Raw genomic sequence first — 16,153 nt, 5'->3', positions numbered from 1 at the left:
CATTCACAAACTCGGCCCGCTCGCGCTTCAGGGGTGCCCATGGCAGCACGAACCGATCGCAGGCGCCGGTTTCGCGATCGGTGCCGGCTCGTAGCGGTCGCGGTGACGCACCCAATCCATGGCGTAGTCCGGGTTGTCCTCATCGCGACCCTTGGGGGTGAGATCGAGCAAGTTATACGTGCCCATCATCACCTCCACACCGCGCCCGTAGGTCGAGCCAGCGGTCCCTGGATACGACCGGATGGTTCACTCAGTTGCGGTGTCCATGATGTGCTCCTTGGCTCGAAGAGCCGTTCGAGGTTCGTCGATACGCGGTCCAACCGCGCTGCCGGCCGATGCCGTGGCCGAGCGCAATGCGATCACGCCCTGGCTCCTTTCGGACGGCGCACTGCACGGACCTTTCCGCCCGGTCCACCGCCGCAATAAAAGAGATCCGCCCCGTCCGACTCGAGCCCGCTGACGCCGATGCCGGGCGGCATCTCCAGCCGCTCGAGCACGGTGCCGCTCTGCGGGTCGATGCGGCGGATATCGCTCTCGTCCCCTTCCCAGGTTCCGTGCCACAGCTCGCCGTCGACCCAGGTCACCCCGGTGACGAAGCGGTTCGACTCGATGGTGCGAATGACGGCGCCGTTCGCCGGATCGATCTGGTGGATCCTGCAATCGCGGTATTGCCCCACCCACAGACTGCCCTCGGCCCAGGTCAGTCCCGAGTCGTTGCCGTGGCCGGGCGCCGGGATCGAGCCCACCACGTCGCCGGTGACGGGGTCGATCTTGTCGATGCGCGCCTCGGCGATCTGATAGAGGTAGGTGCCGTCGAAGGCGGTGCCGGCGTCGCACGCGTGGTCCAGCGTGCGCGTGGGCTCGCCGCTCGCCGGATCGAAGGCGACCAGCCTGACCCCGGTGGCGGCCCAGATGCGCTCACCATCATGGGTCACGCCGTGTACGTGGTCGGCACCGACGAACGGGCCGTACTCGCGTACGATATCGGCCGAATGTGCCCTTGCCGGGGTTCCGTCCGGGCTTACCTTGCTTGTGGTCATCGCTGGCTCCTTGTGACGCGCCTCGGATCGGCGCCGTAAGGCAACTCTAGTCAAACGGCAGCGCAGCGGGGAGTAACAAGATCGTCGTGAATCCGGCCAGCGGCGGCGACAGCCAGCGCTGCGCCCGCGCCCGCCCGATCGAGCGCACCCGTCCGGCGCCCTCGAGCTCGGCGAGGGCACGCTGGACGGTGCGCTGACTGGCCCCGAGGGCCAGCGCCAGGGCCGAGGTCGACCAGGCCGCGCCGTCGGCGAGCAGCGCCACCAGCGCTGCCTGATCGCCGTCGATGGGCGGCGCCAGCACGACGACGGCGCGCTCGCCGCGCGGTCTGAGGACGAAGCCGCGCGCGGTGGCCTCGATGGACGCCAGCGCCGTGACGAGCGCGCGCAGACGGCCGATCTCGACCCGCAGGCGCACCCGATGCGACTCGTCGGGGTGGCGGGCGCGAAACGCGCACTCGATCAGGGCGTCCCGATCGACATCGCCCGGCCACGCCTCGGCGAGCGCGCGCGCCAGTGCGAACAGCACCGGCCGGCGCGCCAGCGGCTGCCACGCGGCGCCGGCGCCCAGCCGGCGACGGCAGCCATCGACCACCAGCGCGTCCGAGGCCAGCAGCGCGGCAACCTCATCGAGGCGCAGGGGTTGCTCGCCGCCGGCAAGAAGGCGCCGGGCCGCGGGACGATCGAGCGCAGCCCTGGCCTCCGCCACCTCGGCCACAAGCGCCGGCACACGTGCGCGATCGGCCGCCTCATGCGCACGCGCGAGCGCCGCCTGCGCCGGGCCGATGCGTAACGCGCGCAGCGCGAGCTCGGCGGCGATCAGCTCGGCCACCGCCGCCAGCGACGGCGTCAGGCCACGCGTATCGACTGAACCGTCCCCACCCTCATTGCGTTCGCATCGCACCACCGGCTGTGCCCAGCCGGCCGATTCCGGGAGCTGCCCGGCGCCGACTGAGGCGAGCGCGGCTGCGGCCTCGTCCAGGCGGCCGAGCAGAAGGAGCCGGCGCACCGCAATCAACCGCGCCTGCAGCGCGTTGGCGTGATCGGCGCGCGCCTCGAGTGTGGCCGCAGCCGTCGCCAGCGTGCGCGGCGAGCCGCCGAGGTCGCGCATGGCCAGTGCCACCTCGGCCTCGGCAACGACGCAGCGCGCGTGCGCCCGCGCCTCGTGGGTGCCGAAGCCGCGGGTGGCGCAGCGCAGGAGCTCGCGCGCGCGCGGATACTCGCCGAGCTGGGCCATGGCGATGCCGCGCAGGGCCAGCGCCGGCGGGTCGTCGCGCAGGGCGACCCGCTTGAGGGCGCCGAGCGCGTCGCCGGCAGCGAGGGCGCGCGCGGCGGCGGTGATCAGGGAATCCATGACGACAGCCTACACCGCCGCGCCGATGTCGTGCCACGCGGGTGACTTCCCGGGCACGGCAGCCACGGCGGCCGTCATGACCACGCGCCGCCTCAGCGCATCAGCGCCGACGCCAGCCCCCTGATCATCCGCTCGGCCTGCCCGAGGTAGGCGCGGCCGAAGAGATTGAGATGATTGAGCACGTGATACAGGTTGTAGAGTGTCTTGCGCTGCTCGTAGCCTTCCGCCGGCGGCCAGGCCGCCCGGTATGCGGCGTAGAAGGCGGTTGGAAAACCGCCGAACAGCTCGCTCATCGCGAGGTCTGCGTCGCGATCGCCGCGATACACGGCGGGGTCGAAGATCACCGGCCTGCCCTCGGCATCCATTGCCGCGTTGCCGTGCCACAGGTCGCCATGCAGCAGGCTGGGCCGGGGGCGGTAGTCCAGGAATAGCGCCGGCACCCGTTCCAGCAGCTGTTCGGCTTCGCCCGCGACGGCTGCGCCCAGACCGGCGGAACGCGCCATCTGCAGTTGCGGCAGCAGCCGGCAGCTCAAGAAGAACTTCGCCCAGCCGTCAGCTTGACCGTTGGTTTGCGGATTGGCGCCGATGAAGTTGTCGCGCGCCCAGCCGAAGTGCTCGCCGGTGTCTTGATGCAGTTGCACCAGCGCCGCGGCAAAGCGCCGGCCATCCTCGGCGCTCGCGAGCGGGCGGAGCTGAAGGTATTCGAGCAGCAGGAAGGCCTCGTCGCCGATCGCACCGCAGGCCAGGACGCGCGGCACACGAAAGGCACCACAGCCAGCCAGCGAGGCCAGGCCGTCAGCCTCGGCCTCGAACATCGGCAACGCACCCGCGTTGTTCAGCTTGAGAAAGTACGGCCGTCCATCGGCGCGGACTTCGAACGCACGATTGATGCAACCGCCGCCGATTGCCCGCATCGCGGCGCGGGAGAAGTCGATACCGCTGGGGGCCGTGAGGGCATGCGCGAGGTCCGCGCTCAGACCTGGAGGGTGCTCCACTGCAGGACTCCGGATGGGTGGACGAAGAACGCGTCGAATATACCAGCACGGCGAATGCCGAATGCGACGGGACAGCTCGCATCGACCAGGCCACTTGCCGCATGGTGACGAACCGTTCGCGATCCTGAGGACGAGGGCAGCAACCCGTTCTCCATCCTCACCCCGGGATAGCGTTCGACATCCTGGCGGCCAGGAAGGTGTTGGTGTCGCCCGGGCGAGCGGCGCCCGAAATCAGAAGCCGCCGGTCTCCAGCCAGCGCTCGATCTGCGGCAGGCGGTCGACACCCCAGAACGCCTCGCCGTCGATCACCACATAGGGTGAGCCGAACACGCCGATACCCAGCGCCTCGTCAGATGCGGACTTGAGCAACGCCTTGACCGCGTCGGTGGCGACAGCGGCGGCCAGCGCTTCGCGCTCGATGCCCAGCGCGGCGGCGACGTCGAGGACTTCATCCAGGGCCGAGATGTCACGCCCGTCGACGAAGTAATCGCGAAAGATCGCCAGCGCGAAACGCCGGGCCAGCACCGGATCGCCCTGCTCCAGATGGTAGAAGGCACGCGCGGCATGCAGGGTCGGCACCGGAAACGGCTGCGGCATGGTAAAGCGCACCCCGAGAAAACGGGCACTGCGCGCCAGATCGTGGATCGAGTACGGCCCCTTGAGGGGAATCGACGTCAGTGGCTGGCCCCCCACCAGTTTGTACACCGCCCCGAGCAGAAAGGGACGCCAGCGCACCTGGCGACGATGCCGTGCCGCCAACGCATCGAGCTTCTCGGCCATCAGGTAGCCGTAGGGCGAGGAAAAATCGAACCAGAAATCGATCGCTGCGGTCGGCTTGGTCATCGGCACGGCTCCATCGTCGAACAAGAGGTCCTGCGGGCCATGGCGGGAAGAGAGGGAGGGAAACCCGCCGTAAAGCACCCGCAGGACCGGAAACCCGGTCCGCCGGGATCAGCCCGCCAGCGCGCGGCCGATCACCAGCTTCTGGATGTCGCTGGCGCCTTCGTAGATCTGGCACACGCGCACGTCGCGGTAGATGCGTTCGACCGGGAAGTCGCTGACATAGCCATAACCGCCATGCACCTGGATCGCATCGGAGCACACGCGCTCGGCCATCTCGGAGGCGAACAGCTTGGCCATCGACGCCTCCTTGAGGCAGGGGCGGCCGGCGTCCTTCAGGCTGGCGGCGTGCCACACCAGCTGGCGCGCCGCCTCGAGCTGGGTGGCCATGTCGGCGAGCCGGAAATTCACCGCCTGGTGTTCGAAAATCGGCTTGCCGAAGGTCTCGCGCTCCTGCGCGTACTTCACCGCGGCTTCGAGCGCGGCGCGCGCCATGCCCAGGCACTGCGAGGCGATGCCGATGCGCCCGGCCTCGAGGTTCGACAGCGCGACCTTGTAGCCCTCACCCTCGGCGCCCAGCATCGCACTTGCCGGCACGCGACAGTCCTCGAACAGGATCTGCGCGGTGTCCGATGCCTTTTGCCCCATTTTTTCCTCGAGGCGGCCGACGACGTAACCCGGCGTGTTCGCCGGCACCAGGAAGCAGGAGATGCCCTTCTTGCCGGCGGCCTTGTCGGTGACCGCGAATACGATCGCGACGTCGGCGTATTTGCCGGTGGTGATGAACTGCTTGACCCCGTTCAGCACCCAGTGATCGCCGTCGCGAGTTGCGGTGGTGCGAATCGCCGAGGCATCGGAGCCGACATGCGGCTCGGTGAGGCAGAAGCAGCCGAGCTTCTCGCCACGGGCGAGCGGCTTGAGCCATTCCTCTTTCTGCGCGTCGGTGCCGTAGCGGTTGGGAATGCCGCAGGCGAGCGAGTTCTGCACGCTGACGATGGTCGAAGTGGCGCCGTCGCCGGCGGCGATTTCTTCCAGCGCCAGCACCAGGCTCATGTAGTCCATGCCGGCCCCGCCCCATTCTTCGGGCACCACCATGCCGAGGGCACCGAGCTCGGCGAGCTCCTTCAGCGCCTCGCGCGGGAAGGTGTGATTGCGGTCCCAGTCGGCGGCGAAGGGGGCGAGGCGCTCCTGCGCGAAGGCACGGATGGAGTCGCGGATCATTTCCTGTTCAGGGGTGAGGATCATGGTGTTCCTTGGTAAAGGCCATCGCCTTTCAACTCAAAACTTTTGGTACCTGCACATCCAGCACTGACCGCGGTCAGGCGGTTCGTGTCGGGGGCTTGTGGAGCAGGCGAGGACTGTCTGAGGCCGCAGGCCGAGTTCCGCAGCCTGCGGAGCAAGACCCCGCGCGGAACGCGTTAGCAGCACGAACGCATCCGGCTGCGGTCGGCGCGTACGCTCACCGACCCCTCAGGCATTTGAACAGTCAGCCGCCGCAAGCCACCGACGCATCGAGCTCGATCGCCATCGCGGTGGCCTCGCCGCCGCCGATGCACAGGCTGGCGACGCCGCGCTTCAGGCCGCGCTTGCGTAGCGCACCGATCAGCGTGACCAGGATGCGCGCGCCCGAGGCACCGATCGGATGACCGAGCGCGCAGGCCCCGCCATTGACGTTGACCTTGTCGTGCGGCAGCTTCATTTCCTTCATCGCCGCCATCGTGACCACCGCGAAGGCCTCGTTGATCTCCCACAGATCGACGTCGCCGACACCCCAGCCGGCCTTGGCCAGCACCTTCTGCATCGCGCCCACCGGCGCGGTGGTGAACCAGGCCGGATCCTGCGCGTGGGTGGCGTGGCCGACGATGGTCGCCAGCGGCGCCAGACCGAGCTTTTCAGCGGTCGACTTGCGCATCAGCACCAGCGCCGCGGCGCCGTCGGAAATCGACGACGAGTTGGCCGCGGTCACGGTGCCGTCCTTCCTGAACGCCGGCTTGAGTGCCCCGATCTTGTCGAGCTGGGCCTTGGGCGGCTGTTCGTCATGCTCGACCACCACGTCGCCCTTGCGCCCGGCAACGGTCACCGGCACCACTTCCCAGGTGAAGGAACCGTCCTTGATCGCATTCTGCGCGCGGGTGGTCGAGGCCACCGCGAACTCGTCCTGCGCGGCGCGGGTGAAGTCGAAGTGGCTGGCGCAATCCTCGGCGAAGGTGCCCATCAGGCGGCCCTTGTGCTCCTTCGAATAGCTGTCCTCGAGTCCGTCGAGGAACATGTGGTCGAGCAGCTGGCCGTGGCCGAGGCGGTAGCCACCGCGCGCCTTGGGCAGCAGATAGGGCGCGTTGGACATCGACTCCATGCCGCCGGCGACCATCACCTCGTTGCTGCCGGCCACCAACAGGTCGTGGGCGAACATGGTGGCCTTCATGCCGGAGCCGCACACCTTGTTCACCGTGGTGCACCCGGCCGACAACGGCAGGCCGGCACCGAGCGCGGCCTGCCGTGCAGGCGCTTGGCCGACGCCGGCCGGCAGCACGCAGCCCATGATCACTTCCTGCACCTGCTCGGGCGACAGCCGCGCGCGCTCGACTGCGGCCTTGATCGCGACCGCGCCCAGTTGGGGGCCGGTGAGGCCGGACAGTTCGCCCTGGAAGCCGCCCATCGGGGTGCGGGCGGCGGATACGATCACGATCGGGTCGGACATGCTTTGATTCTCCTTCGAATTGAGTCGGATTCGTCGGCCGTGCCGGCGTCTGGCGCACCGCCGCTCAGGCGGCGCTGTCCTTCCTGCCATGCACGGCCATGATGGTCTGCTGCATCACCGCACACAAGGTCCATTTCTCGTCCAGGATCGCGAATACGTCGGCCCGCGTGACCAGCAGCGTGCGGCCGGGCTTGATCACTTCTCCCCGCGCCACCAGGCGTTGACCTTCGGCCGGCGCGACCAGGTTGAGCTTGTACTCCACGGTCAGCACATCGCTGTCGTGCGCGGTCAAGGTGTTGGCCGCATAGCCCGCCGCCGAGTCGGCAATCATGCCGACCACGCCACCGTGGATATACCCGCGCTGCTGGGTGATCTGCGGTCGGTAGGGCAACTGGATCTCGACGTGTCCCGGCTCGATCACGGTCAGTTCGGCGCCGATCAGCTGCATCGCCGGCTGCATGTCGAAGCTCGCCCGCACGCGGGTGGCGTAGTCGGGATCCTTGGGCTGGAACAGCGGCAGCTCGTGTCGCATCAATGCCTCCTTGGGGGACGAATTTTTCGTTGTTTTTACGTTAACGTCAACGTAAACTAAACGACGAAAAAATCAAGCCTTGCAGCAACGTCGTCTGACTCAGGCGGTACTTGCGCTGTCGATGTGCTTCACCAGTTCCGCGCGCGCCGCGGCGGCGCCTTCGGGATTCTGGCCGAGCAGGGCGTGACACTGGCGCTCGAGCGTGTCGATCTCGATCAGCACCGCTTCGATGTCGATCCGCTGCTGCTCGAGGGCGGCGCGGCGCTCGGTCAGCACCTTGACGAAACGTTCGAGCTGGGGCGCGGAGTTGCGTACGCCGCCATACATGTCGAGCAATTCGTTGATTTCGGCCAGCGACAGGCCGAGACGCTTGCCCCGCAGCGTCAGCTTCAGGCGGGTGCGGTCGGCCTTGGTATAGACCCGGCTCCGCCCCGAGCGGGCCGGCGTCAGCAGCCCCTGGTCTTCGTAGAAGCGGATCGCGCGCGGGGTGATGTCGAACTCGCGCGCAAGCTCGGTGATGGTGTAAGTCTGTTCGCTGGGCATGTTGAGCCATTCAGGCCGCGGGCACCGGACTTGGGCCTGGACGCGGTGTTACCGTTGCAGGATTGACAGGTGATTCCGTATTGCGGAAAAGTTAAGCAGATTCCGGGGGTTTGGGCAATGCGAATCTCGACCACCCCCTCATGAGGCCACAAAATGACGACAACAGACGAAATCGACTACCCCTTCCCCGACATCCCTGCGGCGGGCACCGCCCGTGCCGTCGCGCCCGGCATCGGCTGGGTCCGCATGCCGCTGCCTTTTGCGCTGGATCACATCAATCTGTGGCTGCTCGACGACGGTGCAAGCCTGACCGCGGTCGATACGGGCTTCGGACTCGACCCGATCAAGGCCCAATGGCGCGCGGTGCTCGACTCCGACCCGCGGCCTCTGGCGCGCATTATCGTGACCCACTGCCACCCCGATCACCTCGGCCTCGCCACCTGGCTGGCGCAGCGCAATGGCGCAACGATCCACATGACCCAGGGCGAATACCTCGGCGGCCACGCCCTGTGGCATCAACTGCCCGGCTACTCCGTGCAGGACATGCTCGCCCAGTTCCGCCGCCATGGTCTCGACGAAGCCCGCCTGGCTGCACTCGCCGAACGCGGCAACGGCTACCGCCGCGGCGTGCCGGAAATGCCGGCGAGCTATCACCGCCTGTTCGACGGCGACCACATCACCATCGGAGGGTGCCGGTGGCGGGTCATCGTGGGCTACGGACACGCCCCGGAACACGCCAGCCTGTATTGCGAAGCGCTCGGCGTGTTGATCTCGGGCGACATGCTGCTACCGCGCATTTCCACCAATGTCAGCGTTTTCGCGGCGACGCCGGATGACGACCCGCTCGGCTGGTTTCTGGATTCATTGCGTCGCATCAATCACTTGCCTGACGACACGCTCGTGCTACCATCCCACGGCAGACCGTTCCGAGGAATTCGGGCGCGGGTCGGCCAACTCATCGAACATCACCGTGAACGCTGCGCTGCACTATTGAACGAGTGCGGCACGGCACGCAGCGCCGGCGAGTTGCTGAGCACGCTGTTTCCGCGCGAACTGGATACTCACCAGGTGATGTTTGCCATGGGTGAGGCGATTGCCCACCTGAACCACCTCGAGAAGCTGGGAGAGCTTCGCAAGGTGGCGGAAGACGACGGAGCCATCCGTTTCATCAAGACCAGCTGAACGGTCCACTGCGGACCCTTCGAACCAGGAGCAAAAAATACAATGGCTGCACCCACCGACACCGCTCACACCGAGATGCCCGATCCCCAGGAGGTCGCCAAGACCTATGCCGAGGTCGCCAAGCGTGCCTCCCACCTGATCAGCGAACACGTCCAGCGCCAGCTCAAGAAGGGGGTCTCGACCCCCGCCGACGAACTCGGCATCGCCCAGGCTTTCATGGACATGATGGCCAAGCTGCTGTCCAACCCGTACAAGCTCGCCCAGAGCCAGATGAACCTGGTGTGGGACTACTTCTCGCTTTGGCAGCATTCGATGATGCGCTTTGCCGGCATGAACTCGGCACCGATCGCGTCGCCCGAGCGTTCGGACAAGCGCTTCAAGGACGAGGAGTGGCAGGAACACTTCATGTTCGACTTCGTCAAGCAGTCCTACCTGATTGCCGCCCGCCACATCCACGACACCGTGTGCTGTGTCGAGGGCCTCGACGAACAGTCGCAGAAGAAGGTCAATTTCTACACTCGCCAGTACATCGACGCGCTGTCACCGTCGAACTTCGCGATGACCAACCCGGAAGTGTTCCGCGAAACGGTCAAGAGCCACGGCCAGAACCTGATCAAGGGCCTGAACAATCTGCTGCGTGACGTCGAGGATGGCGGCGGCCAGTTGCGGGTCAAGATGACCGACACCACCGCGTTCGAGCTGGGCAAGAACGTTGCCACCACGCCGGGCAAGGTCGTGTTCCAGACCGAGATGATGCAGCTGATCCAGTACACGCCGACCACCGACAAGGTGTTCAAGCGTCCGCTGCTGATCGTGCCGCCGTGGATCAACAAGTTCTACATCCTCGACCTGCGCGAGAAGAACTCCTACATCAAGTGGTGCCTGGATCAGGGCCATTCGGTGTTCGTGATCTCGTGGGTGAACCCGGACGAGCGCCAGTCCGAGAAGACCTTCGAATCCTATGTCAAGGAAGGTGTCATCGCCGCCCTCGACGCGATCGAACAGCAGACCGGCGAGAAGGAAATCAACGCCTGCGGATACTGCCTGGGTGGCACGCTGCTCGCGACCACGCTGGCCTACCTCGCGGCCAAGAAGCAGAAGCGGATCGCCTCGGCGACCTTCTTCACCACCATGACCGACTTCTCGGAACCTGGCGAACTGGGCGTGTTCATCGACGAGCAGCAGATCTCCAGTCTCGAGAAGAAGATGTTCGAGCGCGGCTACCTCGAGGGCGCCGAGATGGCCGGCACCTTCAACATGATGCGGGCCAACGACCTGATCTGGTCGTTCGTGGTGAACAACTACCTGATGGGCAAGGATCCCTTCCCCTTCGACCTGCTGTACTGGAACTCCGACTCCACGCGCATGCCGGCCAAGATGCACAGCTTCTACCTGCGCGCGATGTACATGGAAAACCTGCTGGTCCAGCCCGGTGGCGTGGTCATCGACGGGGTGCCGATCGATCTCACCAAGATCAAGGTGCCGAGCTACTTCATCTCCGCGATCGAAGACCATATCGCGCCGTGGAAGAGCACCTACACCGGTTCGCTCAAGCTCGGTGGCCCGGTCCGTTTCGTGCTCGGCGGCTCGGGCCACATCGCCGGCATCGTCAACCCGCCGGCGGCCAACAAGTACGGCTACTGGGTCAATTCGTCAGCCAAGCGCCCGGCCACGGCCGACGAGTGGTTTGCCGCCGCCCAGCAGCACCCGGGCTCGTGGTGGACCGACTGGCAGGCCTGGGTGGCCGCACATGACGCCGACCAGGTCGATGCGCGCAATCCCGCCAAGGGCAAGCTGAAGGTGCTGGAAGACGCACCGGGCTCCTTCGTCAAGATCCGCATCGACGCCAAGGAAGCGGCCTGACCCTGACGCGGCAGGCCTGCTGACAGGGGGAAGGGTACGCCCTTCCCCCTTCCTTTTCCGGAACCCCGATGACCACCACGCTGAATCTGGTGCTCGACACCAACACGGTGATGGCCCTGTGGCATTTCGACGACCCCGCGCTGCGCCCGCTGGCACGGGCCATCGAGGCCGGCGAACTGGTGCTGTTCAGCCGTGAAGACGCCCTCGAGGAGTTGCGCCGGGTACTCGGCTACGGTCAGTTCCGCATTTCCATTGCTAACCAACAAGCTTTGTTCGAGCGCTACCGCGCCCGCACCCACCCCGCACCGCCGCCAGCCGACGACCCCATCGCGCTACCCGCCTGCCGCGACCGAGACGACCAGAAGTTTCTGGAGATTGCGCGCGATGCCGGCGTCAGCCACCTGCTGACCCGCGACAAGCTGCTGCTCAGGCTCGCGCGCCACCGCATGCTGCACAACCGTTTCAACATTCTGACCCCGGACCGCTTCGTCGCCCTGCTGGCGCCGGGCTGAGCCACGCCAACCGACGGCGCAGCTCCACCAGATACCGCACCCCCTGGATCACCCGGCTCCCATACCAGGAGGCCATTTCGCCGTCGACCAGCAGCGCCGGCCGCGCTGCCAGCGCGCTCACCTCATCGACTTGCCGGGGGCGAAAACGATAGGGCTCGCTCGACAACAGTATCCGCTGTACATCCACCAGCCACAGCGCGTCCCAGTCAAAATCCGGGTAGCGCGCCGCCCCCCTGTCGCCACCATCGACTGCCGGCAAGGTGTGCCAGCCCACCTCAGCCAGCATCGCCGATATGTATGTATCGCGCGCGATCGTCATCCACGGTTCGCGCCAGATCAGGTACAGCACATTCTCCGCCGGCAGTTCGGCTTTCGCCGCGGCCGCCTCGCCCAGCGCTTCCAGCAGCTTGGACTCCAGCTGCGCGGCCGCCCGCTCGCAACCAAAGATACTGCCAAACAGGCGATACAACGCCAGGTTGTCCTGCGGCTTGCCCGGGTGGGTGACGATGATGTTCGGCACGAACGCCGCAAGCTCATCGACCGTCTCACGACGATTCTCGTCGATATTCACCACCACATGGGTCGGGGCGAGCGCGCGGATGCGATCCAGCTTCACATCCTTGGTACCACCCACCTTGGGCACGGCACGCACCGCATCACGCGGATGCACGCAAAAGCCGGTCCGCCCCACCAGTTGCGCACCCAGCCCGAGCGCAAACAGCAACTCGGTCAGTGAAGGCACCAGCGACACGATGCGCACCTCGCCCCGCGCCGGCGCGTGGAAAACACCGGCCGCGTCGCACGATGCACGCGCGGAAGAACATCCGGGCACGGCGCCGCCCGCATCGCCTCCATCCCCGTCTGCCAGCACCAACTTGGGTGCCATGCTCATACTCCATTCCAACAACGTTCTCCTCCCGCCAGTGAGCGCGGCCGTGACATCGACGCACGCACTGCGCTACGGGCCAACCGGCCTGAATATCCAGTCGGCGTAGGTAGCGGCCTGCTCGGCAGTATCACCCAACTCGGCCGGAAGCGCGGCACGGCGGATTGGCACCCGCTCGGACAGGCTGCGCACGCCGACAATGCTTTCGCCTTCGCGCACCAGCCCCCACTCGGCCTGCCCGGTGATCGGGTCGCGATAGATACGGCGCAGATGGCGCCGCGGGGTGGGCCAGCGGCGGTCCTCGACCAGCTGCTCCAGTGCGGATGGCCTGGCAGGCGTGCCCAACGGCGTCTCGGCTGCATAGCGCCCGAGGGCGCGGGCGATCTCGACGCCGACCGCAAGCAGTTCAGCCTCCCGTTCACGCTGCGCCGTCTGCTGCCAGACCACGCCCGCCTGCGCCGCCAGCAGTCCGAGACCGGCGACGACAAAGAGCACCAGCAAATAAGTGTAGCCGGACTGGCCCCGATACCCGCTACCAGTCGGCATACGGAATGCCATTGCGGCCGGTGCCGCTTGCTCCGCTACGGACATCCCACACCCCGCTCTCGTTCGCATCGGGCGGTGGCACGGGCTCCCAGGTGGCGGCGGAATCGGTGATCGGGTCGACCGGCACTGCACGCAGGTAACGCCGCGCCGCGAGGTCGTCCAGGCTGGGCGGGTAGACGCCGGTGTCGGCACGATACTTGTCGATGGCATCGCGCATCACCGCGAGCGACTGCCGCAGCGCGTTGTCGCGTGCCTGCTCGAGGTGACCGAAGTAGCGCGGTGCGGCGATCGTCAGCAACGTTGCGATGATCGCCATCACCACCAGAAGTTCGATCAGGGTGAAGCCGGTGGCACGCCGCAACGCGCCCCGGTTCGGCACAAGCGTCAACGCCATGACTTCACCATTCCCGGTAGGCAATGCCGTTCAGACCGACGCGGTCCGACAGCGAATAGACATCAAACACGTCCGCACCTTCCCGCGGCGCCCCCGGCGGGCTCGCATAGCTGCGTTTCCCCCATGTGCGCTCGGCCTCGAGGCTGACGTCAGGATGAAAGGGATCGCGGGGAATGCGGCGCAGAAAGTAAATCTTGCGGCCATCGGCCTCCTTGACATCGGACACGCCGACAACCATCGCAGCGAGACTGGGGGGATAGCCCGAAACACCCTCTTTCTGCTCGATGCGTCCGTCGTCGTACGCGGCCTTGTAGGCATCCAGCCCGGCCCGGATCTGGCGCAGGGCCGCGCGCAGTTCGGATTCCTTGCTGCGCTGCATGGTCAGTTCGGCCAGCGGGACGGCTCCGGCGGCAAGCACACCGATGATCGCCACCGTGACGACGAGTTCGATCAGCGTGAAGCCCGTCCGCGCACGCTTCACGGCACCACACCGACCGAAGCCGTGCCGGACACCGGGACCGCGATGCGCTGGCCGGCGATGGTGAAGATCAGACTGTTGATCATTATCGTGACGGCCCCCTCGACGTCGGGCTTGACGCGGAACGCCAGGGGCAGCGTGGCCGGCAATTCGCCGGCGGGCAGGCTGGCCACGCCCTGCCCCGGCTGCGGGCCGGCAAATCCCACCGCGTCGAGGCGCGCGGCGTCATAGTCGAACTCGACCACCACCCCGTCATGCCGGCCTTCGCCCTCCAGCTTCAGGGTCAGCGTGAGCATGCCGCCCACCTTGGCCGTCTCGGGTGCAGCCAGATCGACGCTGACCTGCTTCGGCACCACCCTGCCGTCGTCCGGTTGCGGCGCGGCCCGCGCGGCGTTTGCCGCGGCCACGTCCGGCTGGCCGGTACCGCTGAGGAGCAGGCTGTCGGGTGCCGCCGGCCCGATGCGCAGCGGCGCTCTGCCCACGTTGCCCTCGGTCCCGGCCGCGAGGTCGTCGCGCGAATAGGCCGGCGCGACCACGTTGCGAATAATGCGGGGCGTGATCAGCAGCACGATCTCGGTCTTGGTCGAGCTGTTGCGCTCGGCGGAAAAGAGCCGTCCGAGCACGGGAAGATCGCCCAGCCCCGGCAGGCGCAGACCGGACGCACGATCCTCGTCGTTGATCAGACCTGCAAGCACCTGCGTTTCGCCGTGTTTGAGGCGAAGCGTGGTTGCAGCGCTGCGCGTGCCGATCTGATAGGCGAGCGAGCCCTCCGGACCGGGGATCTCACGCACGATGTTGCTGACCTCGAGCGCGAGCTTGATCGACACCTCGTCGTCGAGCGTGACGCTCGGCTCGACGTCGAGCTTGAGGCCGACGTCGAGATAACTGACCGAGGCCGCGACGCCGACGTTTGCCGTCGACGTCGTGGTGAACACCGGCAGCTTGTCGCCGATGTGAATCTTCGCTTCGGAGCGACTCTTCACCCGGATACGCGGGTTGGCGAGCAGGCTGGTATCGCCGTCCTCGGCGCGCAGGCGCAACACGACGGCAGGGTTGGTGACAAAGGGCACCATGCCGCCCGCGCGGTCGAGATTGACGAACCCCTCCGCCAGCGTGCCGCCGCTCTCCCCGGAGAGAAGTCCGTAGCCGATCTGGTCCGGAAACTCCAAGCCGATATTGCGCAGCTTGTTGCGGCTGATCTCGAGCACTTCGAGTTCAAGCATGACCTCTGGCTCCGCAACGTCGAGCGCTGCAATGAGCCGTTCGGCAAGACGGACCGCCTCCGCGGTGTCCTTCAGGACAATCAGGTTGAGCTTCTCGTCGACGAAAATGTCGCGCGTCTTTACCACCTGTTTAACCAGCGCCAGGGCCTGCTTCACATCGGCGTGCGCAAGATAGAAGGCGCGCGAGACGAGCTCCTGATATTCGCGCTGCTTGGCCGGGGTCGCCGGATAGATCAGCACCGTATTCGAGTTGAGCAGCTTGCGATCGATCTGCTGCGTGGCAGTCATCAGCTTGATGACCTCGTCGACCGAGGTGTCCCGCACCGCCAGGCTTACCAGCGCGTCGGCGCCGATGTCGCTGTCGAAGACGAAATTGAGCCCGGCGGCACGCGACAGGGCTTCGAACACGACCCGCAACGGGGCATCACGAAACTGCAGATTGACCTTTTTCGCGAGCGGCCCGGTGAGACTCTCGAGCGTCGGTGTCAGCGGCCTGCGCTCGTCGAGTTCGCGCAACAGGCGGCGCGCACGCGGATGTGCCGGTGCCTCGGCCAGCACCGATCGGGTCAGGCGTTCGGCGCCGGCGATGTCGCCGCGCACGAATGCCGCTTCGGCGCCGTCGAGACGCCCCGCCCGGCGACGCTCGTTGCCCAGTGTGTCGAGGCCGGCGTGCGCGCGCGCATTGCTGGCATCGATTGCAAGCACGTCCCGGTACAGGCGATCGGCACGATCGAACTCGCCGTAGGCGCGCGCGCGCTCGGCCGCGGCCAGCGACTCAGTGGCGAGCCGCTCCTTGTGGCGCAGATAACGGGCGCGTAGACCTGCATTGCGGGGGTCATTCGCCACTGCCTGCTCAAGCGTCGCCAGCGTCCGCAACGGGTCGTCGCCAGCCTCGGGGGCAGACGACTCCAGCAGCGGACTCGTCGTGCACGCTGCCAGCGACCCGGCCAGCGCCAGCGATCTCCAGGTTTTCAATTGTCGGACAAGCGCTTTTTTCATTCTGTGTCCAATCGTGCGTCAGCCTTACTCCGTGCGCCGCCCCCAACGCGGCCTGCGGCATCATCGCTGAC

Annotated in this window: 17 protein-coding genes; 3 read left to right on the top strand and 14 right to left on the bottom strand. The window is 66.8% G+C overall.

The window, feature by feature from the left end; translation table 11 throughout:
• Positions 1-27 precede the first annotated feature (27 nt).
• The 9 genes from AC3A35_RS14275 to AC3A35_RS14235 form a co-directional block, all read right to left on the bottom strand.
• Positions 28-243 (bottom strand): DUF899 family protein, encoded by a 216-nt coding sequence (locus AC3A35_RS14275; RefSeq protein ID WP_487436913.1) that lies wholly within the window; start codon positions 241-243, stop codon positions 28-30.
• A gap of 116 nt (positions 244-359) precedes the next feature.
• On the bottom strand, positions 360-1,040 hold the full coding sequence (locus AC3A35_RS14270) for an NHL repeat-containing protein (RefSeq protein ID WP_487436800.1): 681 nt from the start codon (positions 1,038-1,040) through the stop codon (positions 360-362).
• A 46-nt stretch (positions 1,041-1,086) separates the two neighbouring features.
• Entirely contained in the window at positions 1,087-2,391 is a 1,305-nt protein-coding gene (locus AC3A35_RS14265; protein ID WP_487436799.1) for a hypothetical protein, read from the bottom strand.
• 92 nt (positions 2,392-2,483) lie between these two features.
• Positions 2,484-3,386: a fructosamine kinase family protein gene (locus tag AC3A35_RS14260; RefSeq protein ID WP_487436798.1), complete on the bottom strand. Its 903-nt coding sequence runs from the start codon at positions 3,384-3,386 to the stop codon at positions 2,484-2,486.
• A 231-nt stretch (positions 3,387-3,617) separates the two neighbouring features.
• Positions 3,618-4,229 carry a DsbA family protein gene (locus AC3A35_RS14255; RefSeq protein WP_487436797.1) on the bottom strand — a complete coding sequence of 204 codons (612 nt, stop codon included), beginning with the start codon at positions 4,227-4,229 and terminating at the stop codon, positions 3,618-3,620.
• Positions 4,230-4,337: 108 nt separating this feature from the next.
• Positions 4,338-5,471, bottom strand: a complete 1,134-nt coding sequence (locus AC3A35_RS14250; RefSeq protein ID WP_487436796.1) for an acyl-CoA dehydrogenase — start codon at positions 5,469-5,471, stop codon at positions 4,338-4,340.
• Positions 5,472-5,712: 241 nt separating this feature from the next.
• Positions 5,713-6,924: an acetyl-CoA C-acetyltransferase gene (locus AC3A35_RS14245; RefSeq protein WP_487436795.1), complete on the bottom strand. Its 1,212-nt coding sequence runs from the start codon at positions 6,922-6,924 to the stop codon at positions 5,713-5,715.
• A gap of 64 nt (positions 6,925-6,988) precedes the next feature.
• On the bottom strand, positions 6,989-7,456 hold the full coding sequence (locus AC3A35_RS14240; RefSeq protein ID WP_487436794.1) for a PaaI family thioesterase: 468 nt from the start codon (positions 7,454-7,456) through the stop codon (positions 6,989-6,991).
• Positions 7,457-7,555: 99 nt separating this feature from the next.
• Entirely contained in the window at positions 7,556-7,999 is a 444-nt protein-coding gene (locus tag AC3A35_RS14235; protein ID WP_487436793.1) for a MerR family transcriptional regulator, read from the bottom strand.
• A gap of 153 nt (positions 8,000-8,152) precedes the next feature.
• Here AC3A35_RS14235 and AC3A35_RS14230 point away from each other — a divergent pair, with 153 nt between their 5' ends.
• The 3 genes from AC3A35_RS14230 (at position 8,153) to AC3A35_RS14220 (ending at position 11,556) form a co-directional block, all read left to right on the top strand.
• The gene (locus AC3A35_RS14230) at positions 8,153-9,181 is read left to right on the top strand and encodes an MBL fold metallo-hydrolase (protein WP_487436792.1); all 1,029 of its coding nucleotides are present in this window, start codon (positions 8,153-8,155) and stop codon (positions 9,179-9,181) included.
• A gap of 42 nt (positions 9,182-9,223) precedes the next feature.
• Complete coding sequence (locus tag AC3A35_RS14225) at positions 9,224-11,044, top strand: PHA/PHB synthase family protein (protein WP_487436791.1); 1,821 nt, start codon at positions 9,224-9,226, stop codon at positions 11,042-11,044.
• Between the two features lie 68 nt (positions 11,045-11,112).
• The gene (locus AC3A35_RS14220) at positions 11,113-11,556 is read left to right on the top strand and encodes a PIN domain-containing protein (RefSeq protein ID WP_487436790.1); all 444 of its coding nucleotides are present in this window, start codon (positions 11,113-11,115) and stop codon (positions 11,554-11,556) included.
• On the opposite strand, the gene AC3A35_RS14215 is transcribed toward AC3A35_RS14220, so the two are convergent.
• The 5 genes from AC3A35_RS14215 to AC3A35_RS14195 form a co-directional block, all read right to left on the bottom strand.
• On the bottom strand, positions 11,507-12,448 hold the full coding sequence (locus tag AC3A35_RS14215) for a helical backbone metal receptor (protein ID WP_487436789.1): 942 nt from the start codon (positions 12,446-12,448) through the stop codon (positions 11,507-11,509). The two genes, AC3A35_RS14220 and AC3A35_RS14215, sit on opposite strands and share 50 nt — an antisense overlap.
• 66 nt (positions 12,449-12,514) lie before the next feature.
• Positions 12,515-12,988 carry a type II secretion system protein gene (locus tag AC3A35_RS14210; RefSeq protein ID WP_487436788.1) on the bottom strand — a complete coding sequence of 158 codons (474 nt, stop codon included), beginning with the start codon at positions 12,986-12,988 and terminating at the stop codon, positions 12,515-12,517.
• Complete coding sequence (locus tag AC3A35_RS14205) at positions 12,975-13,382, bottom strand: type II secretion system protein (RefSeq protein WP_487436787.1); 408 nt, start codon at positions 13,380-13,382, stop codon at positions 12,975-12,977. Before AC3A35_RS14205 ends, AC3A35_RS14210 begins: the two co-directional genes overlap by 14 nt.
• Positions 13,383-13,386: 4 nt before the next feature.
• Positions 13,387-13,863: a type II secretion system protein gene (locus AC3A35_RS14200; protein ID WP_487436786.1), complete on the bottom strand. Its 477-nt coding sequence runs from the start codon at positions 13,861-13,863 to the stop codon at positions 13,387-13,389.
• The gene (locus AC3A35_RS14195; RefSeq protein ID WP_487436785.1) at positions 13,860-16,082 is read right to left on the bottom strand and encodes a secretin N-terminal domain-containing protein; all 2,223 of its coding nucleotides are present in this window, start codon (positions 16,080-16,082) and stop codon (positions 13,860-13,862) included. Before AC3A35_RS14195 ends, AC3A35_RS14200 begins: the two co-directional genes overlap by 4 nt.
• Between the last annotated feature and the right edge of the window lie 71 nt (positions 16,083-16,153).

This window comes from Azoarcus sp. Soil_N_20, from assembly GCF_057656155.1.
The sequence above is the reverse complement of the archived record's forward strand: the minus strand, read 5'-3'. Positions and strand labels throughout refer to the sequence as shown.

Excerpts from the sequence above, each read along its gene's own strand:
- AC3A35_RS14235 (WP_487436793.1), bottom strand. The coding sequence starts at position 7,999 with ATGCCCAGCGAACAGACTTACACCATCACCGAGCTTGCGCGCGAGTTC.
- AC3A35_RS14250 (WP_487436796.1), bottom strand. The coding sequence starts at position 5,471 with ATGATCCTCACCCCTGAACAGGAAATGATCCGCGACTCCATCCGTGCC.
- AC3A35_RS14195 (WP_487436785.1), bottom strand. The coding sequence starts at position 16,082 with ATGAAAAAAGCGCTTGTCCGACAATTGAAAACCTGGAGATCGCTGGCG.
- AC3A35_RS14270 (WP_487436800.1), bottom strand. The coding sequence starts at position 1,040 with ATGACCACAAGCAAGGTAAGCCCGGACGGAACCCCGGCAAGGGCACAT.
- AC3A35_RS14220 (WP_487436790.1), top strand. The coding sequence starts at position 11,113 with ATGACCACCACGCTGAATCTGGTGCTCGACACCAACACGGTGATGGCC.
- AC3A35_RS14210 (WP_487436788.1), bottom strand. The coding sequence starts at position 12,988 with ATGCCGACTGGTAGCGGGTATCGGGGCCAGTCCGGCTACACTTATTTG.
- AC3A35_RS14225 (WP_487436791.1), top strand. The coding sequence starts at position 9,224 with ATGGCTGCACCCACCGACACCGCTCACACCGAGATGCCCGATCCCCAG.
- AC3A35_RS14255 (WP_487436797.1), bottom strand. The coding sequence starts at position 4,229 with ATGACCAAGCCGACCGCAGCGATCGATTTCTGGTTCGATTTTTCCTCG.
- AC3A35_RS14240 (WP_487436794.1), bottom strand. The coding sequence starts at position 7,456 with ATGCGACACGAGCTGCCGCTGTTCCAGCCCAAGGATCCCGACTACGCC.
- AC3A35_RS14230 (WP_487436792.1), top strand. The coding sequence starts at position 8,153 with ATGACGACAACAGACGAAATCGACTACCCCTTCCCCGACATCCCTGCG.
- AC3A35_RS14215 (WP_487436789.1), bottom strand. The coding sequence starts at position 12,448 with ATGAGCATGGCACCCAAGTTGGTGCTGGCAGACGGGGATGGAGGCGAT.
- AC3A35_RS14265 (WP_487436799.1), bottom strand. The coding sequence starts at position 2,391 with ATGGATTCCCTGATCACCGCCGCCGCGCGCGCCCTCGCTGCCGGCGAC.
- AC3A35_RS14245 (WP_487436795.1), bottom strand. The coding sequence starts at position 6,924 with ATGTCCGACCCGATCGTGATCGTATCCGCCGCCCGCACCCCGATGGGC.
- AC3A35_RS14205 (WP_487436787.1), bottom strand. The coding sequence starts at position 13,382 with ATGGCGTTGACGCTTGTGCCGAACCGGGGCGCGTTGCGGCGTGCCACC.